The organism is Bradyrhizobium sp. UFLA06-24, assembly GCF_054967145.1.
In genome coordinates this window covers 459070-478738 of the sequence record NZ_JADFUE010000001.1, presented here as the reverse complement: position 1 = coordinate 478738, position 19669 = coordinate 459070, and the positions used below count along the sequence as shown (strand labels likewise).

The window sequence follows — 19669 nt, the reverse complement described above, 5'->3', positions numbered from 1 at the left end:
CGTGAAACAAAGGGGCCCGTGCGATGCACCGGCCCCTTTCATTCGTCCTTCGCTCAGCGGCTCATGACGCCGCGAGCTGTTCCTCGACCAGCTTGACCCAATAGGACGTGCCGAACACGATCGCCTCGTCGTTGAAATTATAGGCGGGGTGATGGAGACCGGCGCCGTCGCCGTTGCCGCAGAAGATGAAGGCGCCGGGGCGCGCTTCCAGCATGTAGGCAAAATCCTCACCGCCCATCAGCGGCGGCATTTCGAGCACATTGGCCTCGCCCGCGACCTGCTTGGCGATACGCGTCGCCACATCGGTCTCCGCGGCGTGGTTGTTCACGACGGGGTAATTGCGCTTGTAGTGCAAGTCGATCTTGGCGCCGGTGATCTGCGCCACCCCCGCCACCACTTCGCGGACGCGCTTCTCGACCAGCTTGCGCACCTCCGGCGACAGCGTGCGGATGGTGCCCCTCAGCGTCGCCGTTTGCGGAATGACGTTGCGGGCGTTGCCGGCGTGGAATTCGCAAATCGAGATGACAGCCGATTCCAGGGGATCGACACTGCGCGCAACGATCGACTGCAGCGCCGTGATCACCTGGGCACCGACCAGCACGGAATCGATGCATTTGTGCGGACGGGCGGCGTGGCCGCCGAGGCCCTCGATCATGATGTCGACCTCGTCGGTCGCCGCCATGATCGGGCCCGGCCGGATTGCAAACGAGCCGATCGGAATGCCCGGACCATTGTGCATGCCGTAGACCTGCTCGATGCCGAAGCGCTCCATCATGCCGTCCTTCACCATGGCCGCGCCGCCGGCGCCGCCTTCCTCGGCCGGCTGGAAGATCACGACCGCGTCGCCGGCGAAGTTGCGGGTTTCGGCGAGGTAGCGTGCAGCACCGAGCAGCATCGCGGTGTGGCCGTCATGACCACAGGCGTGCATCTTGCCGGGAGTCTTCGAGGCGTAAGGCAGGTTGGTCTGCTCCTCGACGGGCAGCGCGTCCATGTCGGCGCGCAGGCCGATCACCTTGAGCCCCTCGCCGGCCGGCTTGCTGCCCTTGATCACTCCAACCACGCCAGTCTGGCCAATCCCGGTGACGACCTGGTCGCAGCCGAACTCGCGCAGGCGATCCGCGACGAATGCTGCGGTGCGGCGGACGTCATACAGCAATTCGGGATTCTGGTGGATGTCCCGCCGCCAGGCCTGGATATCGGGTTGAAGGTCGGCGACGCGGTTCACGATCGGCATGGAGCGGTCTCAAGTTTTGTTGAAAATACAGCGCTGTCTACCATGCAAGCGCCAGTCCACCTAACCCCCGCAGATCAAGGGTGGTCCTGTCCCTGCTCATGGCCGGGCTTGTCCCCGTGGTCGCCGTCTGCCTATTAGGACGGAACGTTTAGGGACCATCCGGGTGGAAGCAGAATGCCAAGACGGCTCGAAGGTGAGTTTGACTACATTGTCGTGGGCGCCGGCACGGCCGGCTGCATCCTTGCCAACAGGCTGTCGGCCGACCCCAGGAACCGGGTCCTCATTCTCGAGGCCGGCGGGGACGACAACTGGATCTGGTTCCACATTCCGGTCGGCTATCTCTTCGCGATCGGCAATCCACGCTCGGACTGGATGTTCAAGACCGAAGCCGAGCCGGGACTGAACGGCCGCGCGCTGGCCTATCCCAGAGGCAAGGTGATCGGTGGCTGCTCGGCGATCAATGCCATGATCTCGATGCGCGGCCAGGCTGCCGACTACGACCATTGGCGCCAGCTCGGCATGACCGGCTGGGGCTATGATGACGTGCTGCCGCTGTTCAAGCGGCTGGAAGATCATTTCCTTGGCGCGAGCGAGCATCACGGCGCCGGCGGCGGCTGGCGGATCGAGGCGCCACGGCTGTCCTGGGACGTGCTCGATGCGGTCGGCGACGCCGCCGAGGAGATGGGCATCAGGCGCATCCCTGACTTCAACACCGGCGACAACGAAGGCACCAGCTATTTCCACGTCAACCAGAAGCGCGGCCGGCGCTGGTCGTCGGCGCGCGGGTTCCTCAAGCCGGCCTTGAGGCGCCCCAATCTGCGGCTCGAGAAGCATGTGCTGGTTGACCGCCTCATCGTCGAGCAGGGCCGCGCCGTCGGTGTTCGCTTCATCCAGAACGGCGAAATCGTCGAGGCGCGCGCGAGGCGCGAGATGATCCTCGCGGCCGGCTCGATCGGCTCGGTGCAGGTGCTGCATCGCTCCGGCATCGGGCCTGCCGACTGGCTGTCGCCGCTCGGCATCGACATCGTGATGGACAAACCCGGTGTCGGGCGCAATCTCCAGGACCATCTCCAACAGCGCGCGATCTACAAGGTCGAGGGCGTGCGGACGCTGAACGAGACCTACTACAATCTGTTCCGCCGCGGCCTGATGGGCCTCGATTATGCATTCCGCCGCCGCGGTCCTCTGACCATGGCGCCCTCGCAGCTCGGCATCTTCACGCGTTCCGATGCGACACGCGCGCGCGCCAACATCCAATTCCACGTGCAGCCGCTGTCACTCGACAAGTTCGGCGATCCCCTGCACCGTTTTCCCGCGATCACCGTCAGCGCCTGCAATCTCCAGCCGAGTTCGCGCGGCACCGTACGCCTGCGCTCGGCAAGCCCGGACGAGAAGCCGATCATCGCGCCGAATTATCTGTCGACCGACGACGACCGCCAGGTCGCCGCCGACGCCATCCGCACCACCCGCCGCTTGATGCGGCAGAAGGCGCTCGCAAGATATCGTCCGAGTGAGTATCTGCCCGGCCCGACCGTCGGCGACGACGATGCCTCGCTCGCAAAAGCCGCCGGCGACATCGGCACCACGATCTTCCATCCCGTCGGCACCGCGAAGATGGGATCGGCGAACGATCCCCTGGCCGTGGTCGACGAACGGCTGCGCTTCTATGGCCTCGACGGTCTTCGCGTCGTCGACGCCTCGATCATGCCGACCATCACCTCGGGCAATACCAACACGCCCACCGCCATGATCGCCGAGAAGGGTGCCGCGATGATTTTGGAGGATGCGAAGTAGCATCCGATCATATGATCAGTCATCGCTTTTCAATCGGTACCGCCAGTGCAGAGATCGCCATGCTGCAATGGGGTGAGAGCGGCAAGCCGCCCGCCCTGCTCGTGCACGGCACCGGCTTCGTCGCTGATGTCTGGGACGAGGTCGCGCGTGATCTCGCGTCGACCTACACTGTCTATGCACTCGATCGCCGCGGCCATGGCGCGAGCCACAAACCCGGCGCCTATCACTTCGCGGACTATGCCGACGATATCTGCCGCGTGATTGACGCTCTGGACTTGCGCGACGTGTACGGCATCGGCCACAGCGCGGGCGCGACCGATCTGCTGCTGGCAGCGAAGCTGCGCCCCGGGTACTTCAGGCGCCTGTTTGTGATGGAGCCCACCGTGATGAATCCGCGGGCAGAGCGCAATCCATCGGCCGGATTAAGCGAACAATCGCTCTCCCGCGTGCAGAGCGCCCTGCGTCGGCAGGCGGAGTTCGACAGTCGCGACGCCGTCTTCGAACGTTACCGGGTCGCGCCCGCCTTTGCGGATTGGACGGACGCTTCGCTGTGGGCCTATGTGCGGCACGGCTTCACGCCGCTCGATAATGGCCGGGTGCGCCTCTGCTGCACCCCCGAGATCGAGTCGGCGATGCTGCATCCGATCTACGAGGCGATGGAGCAGGTCTATATCGGCGACGCGCGCGGCAATCCCTTTGCCTGGCTCCGCGAAATCGCGTGTCCCGTGATGGTGACGACAGCCGAGACGTCGTGGCCGATCTACAAGGAGATGGCCTCACGCGCTATGGCGCTCATCCCGCAGGCCCGCGCCCTCGCATTCGAAGGCGCCGGCCACTGTGTGGCGCAGGAAGCACCCGCCCGCGTGGTGCAGGCGATCCGGGAATTTTCCGCTTAGATCCGCGTTCACCTCGCTTGTTCCGGGCGCAGTGCACCAAACTGCGCGCAGCCGAGTTGGGGGCTCAACCCCTGTGGCTCCCGCTCTGCAATGTATCGCCAACAGGCGCTGCGTTGCTTCCACGTGTGATCCCACCTCACGAAAACGTCATCGCCATCCCACGAATAAATCCGCCCCTCCCCCGATCAGCTCCTCAACGCCCAATTCCGGGCAAAAGGAGACGTGCGATGAGCGGACACGATCACGGGGAAGACGGCGTCAGCCGCCGCAAGGTGCTGGAATGCATGACTTGGGCCGGCACCGGGGTGCTCTGGACCATCACGGGTGGCGTGCCGCGCTCGCTCGGCATCATCGACTCGGCTGAGGCCGCAACCGCCGCCGCGCCCGGCATGACCTTCCTCCAGATCAGCGACAGCCATGTCGGCTTCGACAAGCCTGCCAACCCCAATGCGCTGGGCACGCTGGAGGAAGCCGTCAACAAGATCAATGCGATGCCGGTCAAGCCGTCGTTCATGATCCACACCGGCGACATCACCCATCTCTCCAAGGCCTCCGAGTTCGACAACGCCGACCGCATCATCTCACAGTCCAAGCTGGACGTGCACTACGTCCCTGGCGAGCATGACTTCCTGGACGAGGAGGTTAAGTTCTATCGCGAGCGCTACGGCCGCGGCACCAAGGGCGCGGGCTGGTACTCGTTCGATGCCGGCGGCGTACATTTCATCGGCCTCGTCAACGTCGTCGATCTCAAGGCCGGCGGCCTCGGCAATCTCGGCACCGAGCAGCTCGCCTGGCTCGAGGACGATCTCCGCGGCAAATCGAAATCCACCCCTATTGTCTTGTTCGCGCATATTCCGCTCTGGACCGTCTATCCGGAATGGGGCTGGGGCACCGAGGACGGCGGTCGCGCGCTCGAATATGTCAAGGGTTTTGGCTCGGTCACCGTGCTGAACGGCCACATCCACCAGGTGATGCAGAAGGTCGAGGGCAACGTCACCTTCCACACCGCGCGGTCGACCGCTTTCCCGCAACCGGCGCCGGGCACAGCCCCCTCGCCGGGACCGATGAAGGTCGAGGACGCCAAGCTCCGCTCGATGCTGGGCGTCGCCAGCGTCAACTTCAAGCAGAACGAACAGCGGCTGGCGATCATCGACACGCCGCTCCAGGGTTAATCCAGGGCTGAAGAGAAGCTGACCATGAAGACACTCAATCGCCGCGACTTCTCAGTCGATTTCGGTCTCACTTTGGCCGCGGCCATCCTGCTTCCCGTCGCGACAGCCCGTGCCGACGACACCAACATGGAGGTCCATATCGACAATTTCGTCTTCCAGCCGCCGGAGCTCAAGATCAAGGTCGGCACGACCGTGACCTGGACCAACCGGGACGACATTCCCCACACCGTGGTGTCGGCCGGCAAATTCAGGTCCAAGACTCTGGACACAGACGACAAATTCTCTTTCACCTTCACCGATGCGGGCGACTACAAGTATTTTTGTTCGTTGCACCCGCACATGACAGGGATGATCAAGGTTGAGTAACGTCTCCAACCAAGGCATCTCTGTCTTGCCCGGCCGGTGGTCCCACGCCGGCCGGGCTCGCACGCCTTCGGTCAGACCCAAAGGCGCAACGAGTTACGAAACGCAGCGAGAGGCAAAGCGAGAGGCGATGCCGGCAAGCGACGATTTCCAGAAGGCGCAGCGCTTCCGCGAGGCGGCCCTGCCCTATCTCGACGACGTCTACACGCTCGCACGCTATCTGCTGCGCGATGCCTCCGACGCGGAGGACGCGGTGCAGGAATGCTATTTGCGTGCACTGAAGCACTTCGACAGCTATCGCGGCCCGGCCATGAAGCCGTGGCTGTTCGCGATCCTGCGCAATGTCTGCAATGCCGAATATGCCAGGCGTGCGCACTCGCACGCCGCGATCGAGGACACACCTGGCGCGGCCGACCAGACGCCGATGTGGCAGGAGAACGAGGCAAGTCCTGAGACCGAGGTGCTGCGCAGCCGCGATGCCGGCGCCGTCCGCAAGATGATCGACGCGTTGGCCGAGCCGTTCAAGGAAACCTTCGTGCTGCGGGAGATCAACAACCTGTCCTATCGCGAAATTGCAGAAGCCGTCGGCGCCCCCGTGGGCACCGTGATGTCCCGCCTCGCCCGCGCCCGCGCCATGTTGCGTGCGGCCTGGACGGCGGAAGAGGAGCACTCGAAATGACCTGCGACGAAGCAAAAATCCTGCTTCACGCGCTGCTCGACAACGAGCTCGATGCCGGCCATGCGCGCGAGGTCGAAGCCCACATCGCCTCCTGCCCGGCCTGCACGGCCGAGTTCGCGGCGCAGCGGGAGATGAAGCGCGTGCTGGCCGACACCAAGCTGCGCTATAGCGCGCCGGCGGCCTTGCGCGCCCGTATCGAGGCCTCGATACCGCAAGCGCGGCCGCAGCCGAGCCGTCGTTCCGTGCTGCGCGGGTTCGCCATGGGGTCGGCGGTTTCCGCCCTCGCCGCCACGGGCATCGTCGCCGTCGTGCTGCGCCAGGACGACCAGCAGCGCATCCTCTCCGAGGTCGTCTCCGCGCATCTGCGCTCGCTCCAGGCCGGCCACCTCATCGACGTCGTCTCGACCGACCAGCACACGGTCAAGCCCTGGTTCAACGGCAAACTCGACGTCGCTCCGCCGGTGATCGACCTCACCGCGCAAGGTTTTACTCTGGTCGGCGGCCGGCTCGACTATGTTGATGCGCGCGCCATCGGCGCCGTCGTCTACCGGCGTCGGCAGCACATCATCAACTTGTTCGTGGCGCAGACCGCAAGCACCGAGCACCGGCCGCCGAAGACGCAAACCATGCAGGGCTTCAATTGCCGTCGCTGGGGCGAGCGCGGCCTGAACTTCTGGGCCGTCAGCGACATCGGCGGCGACGAGCTCACCGAATTCGTCGACAAATTCGAGGCGGCGATGAAAGCGAATGTCGAGGGATAGCGGCGCTTCCTTCGGAAGACGAGATTACAACTTTCGATTGCGATGACGGGGGCGCACTGCTAATTCAGCGCCATGATGCGCTCCCTCTTTCTTGCAGCAGCCGTTGCCTGGACGATAGCGGCTTCCGGGCCCGTAGCAGCCCGCGATGGACTCGCCACCACGATGCGAGCCGTCCTCTACGAGGAAGACCTGAGCGATCCAAAGGGTCATCGCGCAGAGGGACAAATCACCTGGCGGGTTGAACCGACGGCCGATGCCTCCGCACCATCGGGCGACGTCACGATACGCGGAAGCGTCGAGGTGCCTTCGCGAAGCCTGCGAATGACGCTCTCCATCCGCCGCAATTTCGATCCCACATTGCCTGCCACTCATACAGTGCAGATCGATGTCGCTCCAGGCTTTGCCGCTGGCAAGATCAAACAGGTCATGGGCCTTCTCATGAAGGCCAACGAGCAGGCCAAGGGTGCACCCATTACCGCGCTCTCGGTGAGGGTCGACGACACGCAATTCCTGATCGGCCTGTCCGCGGTGCCGCAGGATGCGTCCAAAAATTCGCTGCTGATCCGAAACGAGGACTGGATAGACATCCCGATCCTCTATGCAACGCAACACCGCGCCATTCTCGCCGTCGAAAAGAACAGCGACGTCCTTCCGCTGTTCAATACGGTCTTTGCCCACTGAGGTGGATACGGCCTGAACCCGCCTGAACGGCCGGCCTTACGCCGAACGCCGCACCGCGTTGTCGACCAGCGTCTTGCCGAGCGACCAGATCGCGCCGGGGACCTTGTGGCTGCCGGCGATGACTTCGTCGAAGGCGCGCTCGATCCAGCTGCAGTCTTCTTCGGTGATGGTGAGCGGGGGCAGCAGCTTGATGGTATGGCTGCCGTGGCCCGCGACCTGCGTCAGGATCTTGTGATCCTTGAACAACGGGACGGTGATGAGCTGGCAGAACAGGCCCTTGTTGGCGGCCTCGAGCACGTTCCAGGAGGCCCGCAGCCGCAGCGATTTCGGCGGGCCGAACTCGATGCCGATCATCAGGCCCTTGCCGCGCACTTCCTTCAGAAGCTCGTAGCCGGGCACCATGCGCGTCAGCGCGAGGCGAAGCTCGGCGCCGCGCTTGGCCGCGGCATCGATCAGCTTCTCCGATTCCATCACGTCCAGCGTGGCGATGCCCGCAGCCATCGCGAGGTCGTTCTTGGAGAAAGTCGAACCGTGCACCACGGCGCGGTCCATCTGATTGAAGATCTTGTCGAAGATGCTCTTGCGCGTGAGCACGGCGCCAACAGGCACGTGGCCGCCCGACAGCGACTTCGACAGCAGCACCATGTCGGGCTCGACATTCCAGTGCTCGACCGCGAGGAAGCGGCCGGTGCGGCCCATTCCAGTCTGAATCTCGTCGGCGACGAACAGAGTGCCGTACTTCTTGCAGAGCGCGGCCGCGCCCGGCAGGAACTCGTCGGACGGCATGTTGACGCCCTTGCCCTGGATCGGCTCGACGACGAAGGCCGCGACCTCGCGCGAGGCCAGCGCCTTCTCGAGCGCCGCCAGATCGTTGAACGGAACCGGAGTGCAGCCCGGCAGCAACGGCTCGAAGCCGGTGCGGAAGTTCGAATCACCGGTCAGCGACAGCGCACCATAGGTCAGGCCATGATAGCCGTGGGCGCAATAGACGATGCCGGGGCGGCCGGTGGCGCCGCGAGCGAACTTGATCGCCGCCTCGACGCATTCGGCACCGGAATTGGCGAAGAACGCCTTGTCGAGATAAGGAACGTATTTCAGCAGCCGCTCAGCCAGGACGCCCGCCAATGTCGAGACGTCGAACTGGACGAGATTGGGCAAATCGGCGTCGAGCACGCTTTTCAGCGCCTCGCGCATCACGGGATGATTGCGCCCGATTGCGAACACGCCAAAGCCGGACAGGAGGTCGAGATAGCGCGCCCCCTCGCGATCGTAGAGGTACTGCCCCTGCCCCTTCTGGAAGCCGACGTCGTAACCGATGGTCTTGAGAACCCGGACGAACTGCTCGTTCAGGTACCGATTATGCAGGGCGCTGCGCTGGGCCTGACGGTCCGCGAACAAGTGGGACATGTCTGGATTTGGACTGTTCATCCGCTACATACTTCGGTTGAGGGCCGTTTCGTCAACTGAAAACGGTCAGCAAGCAGAAAAGGGTCTGTGCGGCCTTTTGCCCTTTTTCGGACCATCTTCGCAAGCACAGCTTTAGACCATGTTGCACTGCCGAGGAACACAGATGCGTTTGGCCATTTACACCGCAATAATACTGGCTGGCGGTTACGCCGGCCTGACACCGGCGCTCGCCGCCGATCCAACCGGCGACTGGCGGGTCGCCGATGGCGTCGCCAATATCCGCGTCGCCCAGTGCAATGGAAGCATCTGGGGCGCGGTTTCCTGGGAAAAGCAGCCCGGTGGCCGCGACGAGAACAACCCGGATGTCTCAAAAAAGAACAGGCCGACATTGGGCATGGCGACCCTGATCAACATGAAGAAGACCCCCGGCGCCGAGCAGTGGGAGGGTCAGGTCTACAACGCCAAGGATGGTCAGATGTATAGTGCGACCATCACGCCTGTCGGCACCGACCAGCTCGAGATCAAGGGCTGCGTGCTGGGGTTCCTGTGCGGCGGCGAGACCTGGACTCGCGTTGGTCCGCCGATTCCCGCGAGCACCGCCAATGCCATGGCCAAGGGCGGGCCCAAAACCACCGGAGCGGCGCCCAAGGCTTCGCCGGCCCCCGGTGCCGCAGCAGCGGCTCCGAAGAGCGCCGCCGCGGCCAAGCCCGGTCAGAAGGGCGCTCCCGATCCCGTCGGCGACATCTGCCTACTCCCTGAGATTGCGGGGTTTGCCCATTAGGGCCGGCTGAAACAGCAGCACTGCGGCAAGCGTCGTCACCAACGAGAGTGCGAGCAGCTTGCCCATGCTGGACGTACCAGGATGGCTCGACAGCCATAGGCTGCCGAATGCGGTTGCCGTGGTCAGCGCGCTGAAGAAGATCGCGCGCGTCAGGCTGGTTTGAAGCAGGTTTGTCCTGCCGGAGCGCCACGCCACGACATAGTAGATCTTGAACGCGACACCGACGCCGAGCAGCAGCGGGAACGCGACGATATTGGCAAAGTTGAGCGGCAAGCCGATCAGGACGCAAATCTCGAGCGTCACTGCGCCCGCCACCAGCAACGGCACCAGCGTCATTGCAACGTCGACGAGGCGGCGCAGCGTGATCCAAAGCAGCAAGCCGATCACCAGCAGCGCATAAATGCCGGCATGGATGAACGCCCTCACGACGGTGTCGCCGGATTTCAGGATCGAGACCGGGCCGCCGATGGCGGTCGGTTCGGCCGCGAGCACGGCTGCCGCGAACTTGCGCAGCGTATCGTTGTCGTTCGGATCGCCCTTGGGCTGGGCCTCGACGCGGATGATGCCGTCCTTGCTCTTCCAGGCGTTGACGAGATCGGGCGGCAATGACTTGAGCGTGACCGGTTCGGCCTGCATCGCGTTCCTGAGCTGGCTGAACACGATCTTCATCGGCGTCACGAACACGTCCTGCGCCTTGTTGCGAGTCGCCTCATCCGCGTTGGCCAGCTTTTCCAGCGCATCCGCGAGGCGGCGCGAGGCGATCGCGCCCGGGCCGGCGGCGTCAGCTGCGGTGCGGCGGAGATTGTCGACCGAGGATTTCAGCGACTCGACGTTCTCCTGATCCGACGGCGGCGCATCGATCTGGTCCGGGTTGAGTGCGGGGTTCAGGATCTTGGCGCCCTCTGCGATCAGCTTCAGCTTCGGCTGCTGGTCCTCCGGGACGAAACTGTCGAGCGACATCACCCGCAGCACCTCCGGCACCTTCTCGAGCTTCGCCTCGACCTGCTTGGCCTGCTCTTCCGACGTAGTCATCACGTTGATGGCGTTGGCGCCGGTGTTGGGATCCTTGCGCAGGTCGAGGAAGGTCGCGATCGACTCCGCGTTCGGGTTGCGCAGGTTCATCGGGTTGAAGTCGAACTTCATGAAATAGAGCAGCGGCAGGCCGGCGACCGCCAGGAACAGCGTGCCGCCGACGACCAGCACGCGGTGCTTTTCGAGGAAATGATCGAGCGGCGCGAGGAAGGCGTACCCCACCGGCTCCTTCTCGCCGGGCGGGTTCAGCAGCTTCAGGAGCGCCGGCAGGACGGTGATCGAGGAGATGAACGCCACCAGCATGCCGACGCCGGCGATCTGACCGAGCTCTGCGATGCCTTTGTAGTCGGTCGGGATGAAACAGAGGAATCCGGCCGCGGTGGCCATCGCCGCGAGCGACAGCGGGATGGCGGAGCGTCTGGCGGCAAGCACCAGCGCTTTGCGGAGATCATCGACCTTGTAACGCTCCGAGCGGTAGCGGACGCTGTATTGGATGCCGAAATCGACGCCGAGGCCGACGAACAGCACCGCAAACGCGATCGACAGCAGATTGAGCGAGCCGACCATCATCAAGCCGGCGGCGGTGGTGATCGCGAGGCCGACGAAAAGATTGACGAACACGGCGAAGATGATCTTCGCCGAATGCAGGGCCAGCCACAGGATGAACAGCACGACCAGCACCGTACCGATGCCGTTGACGACGGCGCCTTCCTGGACCGTCGCATATTCCTCGTTGGCAATCGGGACCGGGCCCGTCAGCCGGACCCGCGCCTGATATTTGGTCGCAAAGTCGAGATCGGCTGCAGCTTTACGGATCGCGTCGGTGGCGCCCTTGCCGGGCTCCAACGCGTTGTAGTCGAGAATTGGCTTGAACTCGATGAAGGCGCGCTTGTCGGAATCCTTCAGCGGCTCGTCGCTGACGAGCTCGCGCCAGGAGAAGCTGGCATTGCCCTTGTTGAGCACGGTCTCGACCGTCTGTGCGATCTGGTTGAACGGCCGCGCGGTGTTGTCGAGCTTGACCTGGCCACGCTTGACGCCGGCAAGTCCGGTCTCCAGCGCGCCGGTCAGGCCGCGGATCGACGGATCGCCGGCCATGATCTCGATCAAGGGAGCTGCGGATTCGAACTGGCCGGTGATCTTGGCGACCTCCTCGGTCGGCAGGAACAGCAGGCCGTTCTTCTCGAAGAACTCGCCGGTGCCGAGCTGCTGCATCGACTGGAATTCGGTCTTGTTGTCCTTCAGCTTGGCAAAGAGCGCATCGGCCGCGGCGGTTGCCATCTCCGGCGTCTTGGCCTCGACGACTGCGAGAATCGTCGCGTCGCGGTCGAAGGCGCGGTCGAATTGCTGGTCGCGCTGCCGCCAGTCCAAATTCTGAGCAATCAGGGAGTTGATGTCGGTGTTGATGGCAAAGTGCCGGGACGTGTAATAGCCCGCCCCCACCGCCAGCAGGAGCCCGAGAACGACGACGAGGGAGGCAAACCGGGTACAGGCCCTGACGATGGCAACGACTACGCTCTGCAGCACATCTTTTCTTTCTAGTGTTAACAGCTTGCCGGAAACGCCCGCTGTTTAGCGGAGTTCCCGGGCGAAACCTATTGCCGTTTTGGGTCGTTCTCACCGTAACAAGGTTCGAGGTAAACGGCGAAAAACGATGGCAAAATCATGCGGGACGGCCGGTATAGCCGGCGACTTGAGGCGTTAAAGTGACGGAGGAGTCTGCGACAAATATCGTCGCCTTGCCGGCCTGAAAGGCTGCATTATAATACCAAAAATCGCCCGTCGCCGGAGCCCGCGGCTCATTCCTACCTTTCCTGATTGCCGATTTTTTGACACAAAGTGCTGCCGGAACCGGGTGGGCAGTTACCGCAGCCGCGAACCTATGATGCGGTTATTGCAGCATCGGCCCGTACAACATGCGCCCCTATCTGGGTGCCACGGGGACAATTGAGCAGATTGGTGCAACTTGCGTGATGGGCGTCCCATGGAAGTTTATCTGGCCCAGCCGCGCGGCTTTTGCGCGGGGGTGGTGCGCGCGATCGACATCGTGGAGCGGGCGCTGGAGAAATACGGCCCGCCGGTCTACGTGCGCCATGAGATCGTGCACAACAAATACGTCGTCGAAAGCCTGAAGGCCAAGGGCGCGATCTTCGTCGAGGAGCTGTCGGAGGTTCCGCCGAAGGCCGTGACCGTTTTCAGCGCCCATGGCGTCGCCCGCAGCGTCGAGGAAGAGGCCGCCGCGCGCGACCTGCCGGTGCTGAATGCCACCTGCCCGCTGGTCACGAAAGTTCACAATCAGGGGAAGCGCTATATCGCCAAAGGCCGTACCCTGGTCCTGATCGGTCATGCCGGCCACCCCGAGGTCGAGGGCACGGTGGGCCAGGTCCCAGGGCCCGTCCTGCTGGTTCAGAGCGTCGAGGAGGCCAAGGCCCTGGCGCTCCCGGCAGATACGCCAATGGCCTACATCACCCAGACCACCCTGTCGGTCGACGACACCAGGGACATCATCGGGGCTCTTCAAGCCAAATTTACAGATATTCAAGGCCCTGACATCCGGGATATCTGCTATGCGACACAGAACCGCCAATCTGCGGTAAGGGACTTGAGCAAGCTGGTCGACGTGATCTTGGTGGTGGGTGCTGCCAATAGCTCGAACTCGAACCGGCTCCGCGAAATCGGCACTGAGGCCGGCGTCGCGAGTTATCTGATCGCCGATGGCAGCGAGCTCAATCCCGAGTGGTTGAAGGGTGCCAGGACCGTCGGCCTCACGGCCGGCGCCTCGGCGCCCGAGGTGCTGGTGGATGACGTGATCGAAGCGCTGCGGCGGATCGGACCGGTGACGGTCTCGGTGCTTCCCGGCCACGAGGAAAACATCGAATTCAGGCTTCCGGCCCAGTTGGCTGCGAGCTGACCTACCGAATTTCAAGCCCAGAAAGAAACCTGTAATGGCAATCCCCTTCTTCAAGGAAATGCGTATCGGCGGCTATTTGCTCAAGCAGAAACTGCTTGGCCGCAAACGCTATCCGCTCGTGCTGATGCTGGAGCCGCTGTTCCGCTGCAACCTCGCCTGCGTCGGCTGCGGCAAGATCGACTATCCGGACGCGATCCTCAACCGCCGCATGACCGCGCAGGAGTGCTGGGACGCGGCCGACGAGTGCGGCGCGCCGATGGTGGCGATTCCCGGCGGCGAGCCGCTGATCCACAAGGAGATCGGCGAGATCGTGCGCGGCCTCGTCGCGCGCAAGAAGTTCGTCTCGCTCTGCACAAACGCCCTGCTGCTCGAGAAGAAGCTCGATTTGTTCGAGCCCTCGCCTTACCTGTTCTTCTCCGTGCATCTCGACGGCCTGCGTGACCACCACGACAAGGCCGTGTCGCAGCAGGGTGTGTTCGACCGTGCCGTGTCCGCGATCAAGGCGGCGAAGGCGCGCGGCTTCACCGTCAACGTCAACGCCACCATCTTCGACGGCCATCCGGCCGAGGAGATCGCGAAATTCCTCGACCTCACCGTCGAGCTCGGTGTCGGCGTCTCGATGTCGCCCGGCTATGCCTATGAGCGCGCGCCGGACCAGGAGCACTTCCTCAACCGCACCAAGACCAAGAAGCTGTTCCGCGACGTCTTTGCGCTCGGCAAGGGCAAGAAGTGGAATTTCATGCACTCCGGCCTGTTCCTCGACTTCCTCGCCGGCAACCAGGAATACGAGTGCACGCCGTGGGGCATGCCCGCGCGCAACATCTTCGGCTGGCAGAAGCCCTGCTACCTGCTCGGTGAAGGCTACGCCAAAACCTTCAAGGAGCTGATGGAGACGACCGACTGGGACAGCTACGGCACCGGCCGCTACGAGAAGTGCGCCGACTGCATGGCCCATTGCGGCTACGAGCCGACGGCGGCGACCGCGGCCCTCAACAACCCGCTCAAGGCGATGTGGGTGTCACTGCGCGGCATCAAGACCTCAGGTCCGATGGCGCCGGAGATCGACATGTCGAAGCAGCGCCCGGCGCAGTACATCTTCTCCGAGCAGGTCCAGAAGAAGCTCTCGGAGATCCGCAAGGACGAAGCCGAAGCCGCCGCGGCGAAGGCGGCGCGAAAGGCTTCAACGGCCGCTTGAGCGCGCGAACCATTACGAACGAACGAGGCCCGGTCGCCGATGGCGATCGGGCCTTTTGTTTTGCTCGGCGCGAGCGGCCCTCTGTGCACGGGACCTCCATTGGAAAAGATAGAAAACAACCCCATGCACAGTAGACGCGCGGTTGCTCGCTGCCGGGATCCAGATCGGCGAGCTTCGTTTTTTACGAAATTCGGTTGACCCGTCGGGCAACACAGTGGCACTATGCCAAGCTGGCCTTTTCGTAAATTGCGCCCGCACGGTGTTTCGTGAGACGCACCTTCTGCAAGGCCAGGGTTATCTTCATCCGAGGTCCATCGTCCCCTCGCGGACGATGATCCTCACGCCGCCCTGAGGATGCCGAGCTGCTGCAGCGCCGTCGCGCCGTCATCCAGCCCGATCTCCTCGACAATCCGGCCCTCCCTGACGCGGAGAACTGTCGTTCCGGTAAAGTGCATCTTGCGCCCGGAGTTGGCCGGAAGCGATCCGATCAGGAAATCACCGAAGGCGGGGCCGGTGTGCGTTCCGCCGCCTTCCCAGCGGCCCACCACCTGATCGCCCTCCGCGATGAGATCCGCCGTGCCCCAGAACTTGAGGTCCGGGAAGGCCTGCCGGAAGCCGGTGATGAACTTCATCACCTCGTCGCGCCCGCGCCGCGGCTCGTGCAGCGAATATTGCAGCAGCATGTCGGGCGCGGCGAGCTCCTCTACGATATCGGGGTTGAAGGGATTGCCCCAAAAGCCCTCGAACCAGCGGCCGACGATGGCCTTGTTGTCCTCTTCCTTCGACATGAGTGTCGCTCCTTGTTCTGCTCTAACCGTGCACCGACCATAGGCGCGCAAGGCCCGCGCCGACGACCCGATTTCCGACAAGCCGCAAATAGCGCCGCGACCGATCAGCCCCTTCCCGTTTGCGATTGCTCAAGAACCGCTCGACCAGCGTCGCTAGGGTCCATCTGCGCCTCAGCTGGTTCGGAGTCCGCCATGCACACACAGCACACGCGAACACCCTACGCGTCGGCCGCGCTGATCGTCCTCCTCTGCGTCATGGTCGATGTGGCCCTGCATCGCTTGTTTTCCTGGACGTTCGACTTCGACTATTTCGACAACGGCCTGCCGCAGAGTGTCTTCGTCAGAAACGGCACCTTTCCGCTCGCGGCCGTCGCCGGTTTCCTTCTGATGTTCGGATTCCTCGCGGCAGTCTTCCTTCGCGTGCGCCCCTCGCTCGGCGGATTGGCTCTTCCGGCCCATCAGCGCTTCTTCATGCCGATTGCGCTCATCATGTTCTTCGGCGTCCTGGAATCCGCATTCGTTTTCCCGACCCCACTCAGGGCGGAGATCATCACCGCGGTCGCCGACGCGCTTCCCTATCTCCTGCTCGGCTTGTTGCTCGACCGCTTCGTCCGTCCGAAGGATGGCCTGCGACAAGGACCGGCTGTCGAGATTGCACCCTGGTGGTCGATGCTGTGGGTCGCGCTCTTCTATGTCGGGGGACGCTACCTCGTCTCCTATCCCGTCCTGCACATCGCCTCCGGCTACATCGCGCGGCCGGCCGGCACCTTGATCTGGACCGTGGCCTGCGGGCTCAGCATGGGCGCCTTCCATTGGCTGGCAGGCTCTGCCTTCCCCGCGGCGACACCGCTGCAAAAGCCGCTGCGCGTCGCCGCGACGCTCGGGATATTCTGGCTCATGGTCCAGCTCTTTTATGCGCTGATCTCGGCGGTCTCGGTCGCCGACCTCGTCATCCGTGGCGCCGCCGATACGGTCTATCTCGCCGCCGGCATCTACAGTCTCGAGGCGCTGTTTCGAAGAAGCAAACCTAGCGCGTAGGATGGCGGAGCCAAGCGAGACCCATCAACTTTACGAGGCACGAAGCATGATGGGCCTTGCATGGTCGCGGAGCTCAGCGCGAACAGCGCTGCGACAGAAGAAGTACGGCTCTCACCGCAATTGCCGAGGGGCCGCGGGCCCAAAAGAAAAGGCCCAATCGCCAATGCGACCGGGCCTTGCTTTTCAGTAGTTCGCCAATCCCGCTCAGATCGTCTCGGCCACCAGCGCTTCGCTGTCCACCAGCTCCGTCCCGATCAGGAAGTCGCGGCAGCCGCGCAAGCTACGCAGCGCGCGGTTGAAGTCGATGCCGGTCGAGACCAGCGCATGCAGCGTCGCCGGATTGCGGACGATGCCGCGCAGGACGGCGGCGAGGTCGATCTGGCCGTTCGGCTTGATGGCGGCGCGGGCGAGCGCCGGCAGTGCGCGGTGGGCGGGGTCGCTGATGACGCGCACGGCCGCGAACGGCAGGCCGGCCTCGGCGGCATAGGCGGCGGCGATGTGGCTTTCCATGTCGACGGCGGAGGCGCCGGTCTCGGAATGCAGCGCCGCCTTGCACGAGGAGCCGGTGACCACTTCCTCGGCGCCGGCGAGGCTGCCGCGCACGACGCGGCGGCGGCCGGAGGTCAGCTTGTCGATGAGATCGTCGCTGAGCGACAGGCCGGCGGCCCAGCGGGCGTCGCCCGAGAGCACCTCGGTCGCCACGACGACGTCGCCGGACCGCAAGCTCGGGTCGAGCCCCCCGGCCACGCCGAACGAGATCACGCCGCGAATCGTATCAGGGTCGACCACGGTCAGCAGCGCCCGCAACTGGGTCGGGCTGCTGGATGAGCAGATCACGGCCATGCCCGGCCCGGCCGCGATGCGGGCCTCCTGAACCAATCCAGTCACGATCAGGATCGGCCGCGGATCAATGGCATTGCCCGCGGTAAGATAGTCCCCCGTCCCCAAAGTCACATTCCGACCCCTACCACCCTGCTGTTGGTGTTCCGCAAGTTCCGATATCGCGCCAGCGCCCACAGCGGAAAGAACTTCGGGTAACCATGATATCGCAGATAGAACACGCGGGGGAAGCCCGTGGCGGTGTACCGCTGCTCGTCCCACAGTCCTTTTTCGCCTTGTGTTGCAATCAGGTACTCCACCCCGCGGGCGACGGCCGGGTGATCAACCTCGCCCGCGGCCATCAGGGCAAGCAAGGCCCATGCCGTTTGCGAGGCGGTCGAGGGGGCGGCTTCCCATCCCTTGTAATCCAGCCGGTAGCTGACGGCGTCCTCGCCCCAGCCGCCGTCCTCGTTCTGGATCGAGGTGAGCCAGGCCGCGGCCTTCCGGATCATGGGATCCTTCTGGTCGACGCCGGCCATATTGAGGGCGCAGAGCACCGACCAGGTTCCATAGATGAAGTTCATGCCCCACCGGCCGTACCAGGACCCCTCCGGGTGCTGGGTCTTGCGCAAGAAAGCGACGCCGGCGGCGACCTGCTTGCTGGTCGCCTCGGTCTGGCCGAGCTGGGCCAGCATCGAGATGCAGCGCGCGGTGACGTCCTCGGTCGGCGGATCGAGCAGCGCGCCATGGTCCGAGAACGGAATGTTGTTCAGGTAGTATTCGAGGTTGTTGACGTCGAAGGCCGCCCAGCCGCCGTCGTCGCTTTGCATGCCCTCGATCCACTCCCGGCCGCGATCGATCGCGGCATCATAGCCGGCGACGCCGTGCTCGCGGCGCATGCGGTCCATCGACATCACCACCACGGCGGTGTCGTCGAGGTCGGGGTAATGCGCATTGTTGTACTGGAAGGCCCAGCCGCCCGGACGCACATCCGGCCGCTTCACCGCCCAGTCGCCCTTCACCTCGAGCTCCTGCTTGGGGATCAGCCAGTCGAGGCCCTGCTTGGCCGCGGGCACCGCCTTGTCGCCGCCGGCTTCCAGCAGCGCGTGCGCCGTCAGCGTCGTGTCCCACACCGGCGAGACGCAGGGCTGGCAATAGGCCTCATCGCCCTTGATGACGAGCAGCTTGTCGATGCCCCGGCGCGTGGTCGCGCGCGGCGGATAATTCTCGTCCTTGCCGAGCGCGTCATACATCATGACGATGTTGGCCATCGGCGGATAGATCGCACCCATGCCGTCCTCGCCGTTGAGCCGCTCCTCGATGAAGGCGAGCGCGGCGTCGATCGCGCGCTGGCGCAGGCTCTTCGGAAACATCGGCTCGACCACGCGCAAAATGCCGTCGAGCGCGCGGAACAGCACGAACCAGGCCATGCTCTGATGCGGCGCCTTCGCGGTCATGCCGATCGAGCGCGGATCCTGCAGGAACAATTCGTCGATGCCGACGCGCTTGGGATTCTTCGCCAGCGGCTTCAGCGCGGCGATCACCATCAACGGCACCATGGTGGTGCGTGCCCAGTAGGAGATCTTGTTGAGGTGGAACGGCGACCAGAACGGCAACAGCACAATCTCGATCGGCAGCACCGGCACCGCGCGCCAGGTCATGACGCCGAAGGTCGCCAGCAGGAAACGGGTGAAGACGTTGCTGTTGATCGCACCGCCGCGCGCGTGGATCGCCTCGCGCGCACGCACCATGTGCGGCGCGTCCACGGAATCGCCGATCATCTTCAGCGCGAAGTACGCCTTCACGCTGGCGCTCATGTCGAACTCGCCGTCATGCACCAGGGGCCAGCCGCCATGGGCGCCCTGGACGCGGCGGAGATAGTTGCCGATCTTGACCTCGAGCGCGGTGTCGACGGGCTCGGCCAGATAGTGGCGCAGCAGGATGTATTCGGCCGGAATGGTGCAGTCGGCTTCGAGCTCGAAGACCCAGTGGCCGTCGGGTTGCTGAAAGCCGAGCACGCCTTGCGTGGCCGACGCAATGCTCGATTCCAAAGCTTCACGGCTGATCGCGTTCACAGCATCCATGTCGCTCGATTGCTCCTGGCGTCGATTGAAAATGACC

At 64.1% G+C, this 19669-nt stretch carries 17 protein-coding genes; 11 read left to right on the top strand and 6 right to left on the bottom strand.

Annotated features, from left to right (window positions below; translation table 11 throughout):
• Positions 1-61: 61 nt before the first annotated feature.
• Entirely contained in the window at positions 62-1234 is a 1173-nt protein-coding gene (locus tag IF809_RS02105) for a M20 aminoacylase family protein (protein WP_462836687.1), read from the bottom strand.
• A 174-nt stretch (positions 1235-1408) separates the two neighbouring features.
• On the opposite strand from IF809_RS02105, the gene IF809_RS02100 reads away from it, so the two are divergent.
• The 7 genes from IF809_RS02100 to IF809_RS02070 all read left to right on the top strand — a co-directional run bounded on the left by IF809_RS02100 (position 1409) and on the right by IF809_RS02070 (position 7580).
• Complete coding sequence (locus IF809_RS02100; RefSeq protein WP_128967368.1) at positions 1409-3028, top strand: GMC family oxidoreductase; 1620 nt, start codon at positions 1409-1411, stop codon at positions 3026-3028.
• A gap of 59 nt (positions 3029-3087) precedes the next feature.
• Positions 3088-3924, top strand: a complete 837-nt coding sequence (locus IF809_RS02095; RefSeq protein ID WP_373291599.1) for an alpha/beta fold hydrolase — start codon at positions 3088-3090, stop codon at positions 3922-3924.
• A 227-nt stretch (positions 3925-4151) separates the two neighbouring features.
• Positions 4152-5096: a metallophosphoesterase family protein gene (locus IF809_RS02090; RefSeq protein ID WP_128967370.1), complete on the top strand. Its 945-nt coding sequence runs from the start codon at positions 4152-4154 to the stop codon at positions 5094-5096.
• A 24-nt stretch (positions 5097-5120) separates the two neighbouring features.
• Positions 5121-5462 carry a cupredoxin domain-containing protein gene (locus IF809_RS02085; protein ID WP_128967371.1) on the top strand — a complete coding sequence of 114 codons (342 nt, stop codon included), beginning with the start codon at positions 5121-5123 and terminating at the stop codon, positions 5460-5462.
• Positions 5463-5589: 127 nt separating this feature from the next.
• Positions 5590-6138 carry a sigma-70 family RNA polymerase sigma factor gene (locus IF809_RS02080; protein WP_128967372.1) on the top strand — a complete coding sequence of 183 codons (549 nt, stop codon included), beginning with the start codon at positions 5590-5592 and terminating at the stop codon, positions 6136-6138.
• Entirely contained in the window at positions 6135-6899 is a 765-nt protein-coding gene (locus IF809_RS02075) for an anti-sigma factor family protein (protein ID WP_128967373.1), read from the top strand. Before IF809_RS02080 ends, IF809_RS02075 begins: the two co-directional genes overlap by 4 nt.
• A gap of 321 nt (positions 6900-7220) precedes the next feature.
• Positions 7221-7580: a hypothetical protein gene (locus IF809_RS02070; protein ID WP_128967374.1), complete on the top strand. Its 360-nt coding sequence runs from the start codon at positions 7221-7223 to the stop codon at positions 7578-7580.
• A gap of 36 nt (positions 7581-7616) precedes the next feature.
• Here the strand turns inward: IF809_RS02070 and hpnO are convergent, their stop codons facing one another.
• The gene (gene hpnO, locus IF809_RS02065) at positions 7617-9008 is read right to left on the bottom strand and encodes an aminobacteriohopanetriol synthase HpnO (protein WP_128967375.1); all 1392 of its coding nucleotides are present in this window, start codon (positions 9006-9008) and stop codon (positions 7617-7619) included.
• 142 nt (positions 9009-9150) lie between these two features.
• On the opposite strand from hpnO, the gene IF809_RS02060 reads away from it, so the two are divergent.
• Positions 9151-9768: a DUF2147 domain-containing protein gene (locus IF809_RS02060; RefSeq protein WP_453992005.1), complete on the top strand. Its 618-nt coding sequence runs from the start codon at positions 9151-9153 to the stop codon at positions 9766-9768.
• Here the strand turns inward: IF809_RS02060 and hpnN are convergent.
• Positions 9736-12324 (bottom strand): hopanoid transporter HpnN, encoded by a 2589-nt coding sequence (gene hpnN / locus IF809_RS02055; protein WP_453979728.1) that lies wholly within the window; start codon positions 12322-12324, stop codon positions 9736-9738. The genes IF809_RS02060 and hpnN overlap by 33 nt on opposite strands.
• Positions 12325-12781: 457 nt before the next feature.
• Between hpnN and ispH the strand changes: the two genes are divergently transcribed.
• Entirely contained in the window at positions 12782-13708 is a 927-nt protein-coding gene (ispH, locus tag IF809_RS02050) for a 4-hydroxy-3-methylbut-2-enyl diphosphate reductase (RefSeq protein ID WP_128967378.1), read from the top strand.
• Positions 13709-13742: 34 nt separating this feature from the next.
• Complete coding sequence (gene hpnH / locus IF809_RS02045; RefSeq protein ID WP_128967379.1) at positions 13743-14903, top strand: adenosyl-hopene transferase HpnH; 1161 nt, start codon at positions 13743-13745, stop codon at positions 14901-14903.
• Between the two features lie 338 nt (positions 14904-15241).
• Here hpnH and IF809_RS02040 read toward each other — a convergent pair whose 3' ends face one another.
• Positions 15242-15691: an ester cyclase gene (locus IF809_RS02040; protein ID WP_453979730.1), complete on the bottom strand. Its 450-nt coding sequence runs from the start codon at positions 15689-15691 to the stop codon at positions 15242-15244.
• A 192-nt stretch (positions 15692-15883) separates the two neighbouring features.
• On the opposite strand from IF809_RS02040, the gene IF809_RS02035 reads away from it, so the two are divergent.
• The gene (locus IF809_RS02035; RefSeq protein ID WP_462836686.1) at positions 15884-16729 is read left to right on the top strand and encodes a hypothetical protein; all 846 of its coding nucleotides are present in this window, start codon (positions 15884-15886) and stop codon (positions 16727-16729) included.
• Between the two features lie 204 nt (positions 16730-16933).
• On the opposite strand, the gene IF809_RS02030 is transcribed toward IF809_RS02035, so the two are convergent.
• Together IF809_RS02030 and shc are read right to left on the bottom strand one after the other, a co-directional pair.
• Positions 16934-17683 (bottom strand): phosphorylase, encoded by a 750-nt coding sequence (locus tag IF809_RS02030; RefSeq protein WP_164938796.1) that lies wholly within the window; start codon positions 17681-17683, stop codon positions 16934-16936.
• Positions 17680-19632, bottom strand: coding sequence for a squalene--hopene cyclase (gene shc / locus IF809_RS02025; protein ID WP_462836685.1), 1953 nt, complete (start codon positions 19630-19632; stop codon positions 17680-17682). Before shc ends, IF809_RS02030 begins: the two co-directional genes overlap by 4 nt.
• Positions 19633-19669: the final 37 nt, after the last annotated feature.